This is a genomic window from Mesorhizobium sp. BR1-1-6 (assembly GCF_020165355.1).
In the GTDB taxonomy this organism is placed as follows: Bacteria; Pseudomonadota; Alphaproteobacteria; order Rhizobiales; family Rhizobiaceae; genus Mesorhizobium.
In genome coordinates this window covers 1-2,584 of record NZ_JAIUHZ010000040.1, presented here as the reverse complement: position 1 = coordinate 2,584, position 2,584 = coordinate 1, and the positions used below count along the sequence as shown (strand labels likewise).

Annotated in this window: 1 protein-coding gene; it reads right to left on the bottom strand. The window is 65.4% G+C overall.

Annotation, left to right across the window (positions count from 1 at the left end; genetic code table 11):
* Nucleotides 1-2,584: beta strand repeat-containing protein (locus tag LB545_RS30950; protein WP_263494254.1), on the bottom strand; the 2,584-nt coding region annotated here is incomplete at both ends.

Sequence of the window (2,584 nt, the reverse complement as noted above, 5' to 3'; positions counted from 1 at the left end):
GCCCGTCGAACACGGCCAGGAACCGATCGGCGCTGTCGATGCCGGCTATGATGGCACCCGCCGCGATCTCGCCGGAGGCAGCTGACAGCCCATTCGCGTCGAGCCTGACGAATTCCCCGGGCAGCCTGCCATTGGCTTCGAAATGGTCGAGCGCCCTGTCGGCCACGGTCCGTTGGTTCCGATTGAGGGCACTAAGCTCGGGATCGGTGCGGTCGGTGCCCGTTACCAGGTACACATTGTTGGCGTCATAGCTCAGGCTGGTCTCGAAGCCGGGCAACGGCGCGTCGCTGAGGCCGGCGAATTTGGTGCCGCCGAGACCGCCCGTGGCATTGAGGATGGTGTAGTTCCTGGAAACAGAGCCGCCCGCCAGGAACCTGACATCGACGGTGCCGCCCGAAAGATCGGCGGAGCCGATAGCGTTCGCGCGGTCGGCCGTGCTGCCAGAGACCTCGACGGCGTAGACCGAGCCGGCGCCGAACGCAAGGTTCCCGATGATATTGATCGTGCCGATCGAATTGCCCGGCGAAAGCGTGCCGCCGGCCAGCGTGGCGGAGCCGACACTGCCAGTGCCGCCAAGTGTTGCGCCCGCATTCACCGTCAGGCTCGAAAAGAGGATCGAGCCGTTCGCCACAAGCGTGCCGGCGTCGACGATGGTCGCGCCGGTGTAGGTGTTGTTGCCGGAGAGAAAAAGCGTGCCGGTACCGGACTTGACCATCGTGCCGGTGCCGCTGATCACGCCGCTCCAGGTCAGCGGAGCCGATGCAACGAAGAAACCGCCGCTGTTCGTGATCGTGACGGGGCGATTGACCGTCTGTGCCGAAGCATCCGAAGCTAGCCCGATCGTGCCGCTGTTCAGATTGATGGCGCTGCCCGCGGCGCCTAGGCTGGCGTCGGTAGTGAACAACAGCGCGCCGGCCGAAACGGCCGTGCCGCCCGAATAGGTATTCGTACCGGAAAGAATCAGGTCGCCGGAGCCGGACTTGACCAGCACGCCGCTTCCTCCGATGACGCCGCTCAAGGTGAGGGCCTTGCCTGGATCGACGAGCAAGACGCCATTACCCCTCAAAAGCCCGACGGGCCGGGAACTGGTGAAGGTCTCGGAGGCGTGCAGACCGCCGCCGTCGAGCAGGTGGAGATGGGCATCTGCCTTGCCGAGTTTGGCGTCGGAGGCGACAAGCAGGGTTCCGCCTTCCACCCGCGTGCCGCCCGTATAGGTGTTCTCGCCAGTGAGCGCGACCTCGCCGTTGCCTCGTTTCCAGAGATTGCCGGTGCCGGACACGATGCCAGCATAAGTGCCGCTGCCCGCCTGATCGAAGAAGATGGAGGCATTATTGTTGATGGTGATATTGCGCTGCAGGCTCGACGTGTTGCCCTGCAGGATGCCGGCATTGACGATGGTGCCGCCGCTATAGGCGTTGGCGCCGGTGAGAACGGTCACGCCGTCGCCATTCTTGATTAGAGACCAACTGCCGCTGTCGGCGCCGGTGCCGCCAGCTCCGGTCTGGTCGATGATGATGTCGCTTATGGTCTGTGTCTGCCCACCGCTGGGGACGGTGCTGACCGATCCGTTGCCGTGTAGGAAGATGCCCGAACCGATACCCTGGCCGGGATTGCCACCACACACTGGAGATATTGGAAGGCCTTTGCACCCGTTTTCCACTCCACCGTCACCGCCCGCAACGGCATTTCCGGAAATGTTGAGAGCGCCGGCCAGGGTCAGGCTGCCGCCCTCCTGAACGAAGATCGCACCGCCGAGACCGGCGCCGCCACCGCCGCCGGCACTGGGGTCCTTGCCGTTGCTATTGCCGCCGCCGAAGCCACCGGGCACAGCCACTGAGTGGAAGATATCGCCGTTGCCGCCGGCGCCGCCGCCAAAACCGCCGGAGCCACCTCCATTGGGGCCGCCGCCACCGCCACCGCCGAAGCCACCGGGGTGGCCCTGGCGCTCAAAGGCGTGGGCACCGTCGCCGCCGCCGCCTGTACCGCCGCCACCATTGACGACAGGGCCGGCGTCGCCGCCGTTAGCACCGGTGGGCCAATAGCCACCACCGCCGCCGCTGGTCCAACCGCCGGTATCTGGCCTGAGCGCGCCGCCGTTGCCGCCATGGGCCTGGTTGGCTTGCAGGTTGACGTTGCTCACCGTCACATTGGCGCCGCTGGCGACGAACAGCGCGCCGCCCAGTCCAGCGCCGCCACCGCCGCCGCCGCCTCCAATATACAGCTCGCCGCCATACCTTGCGTCGCCTCCTCTGCCGCCCTGGGCCTTGGCGTTGGCGATGGTGAGATCGTTGACGACTACTGTGCCGAACTGGACGAACAGGCCGCGATACTGGTTATTGCCAGACAGCGTGAAGTTGCCACCGTCGATGGTCACGTCTTTCTGCACGGTGGGCAAGTTTGCGCTCAGGGTGACGTTCGCGGTGAAGGTGATGGTGTCGTTTTTCTGGGCGCTACTGATGGCGTCCCTGAGCGTCGCCTCGTCTTTGACAATCCAGTCAGTCTCGACAGCTCTCGCCGGAAGCGTTGTTGACAGCGTTCCAGCTGCGAGAAGGATGGCCAGTGCCAGGCGCGAGCCCGATGTCGA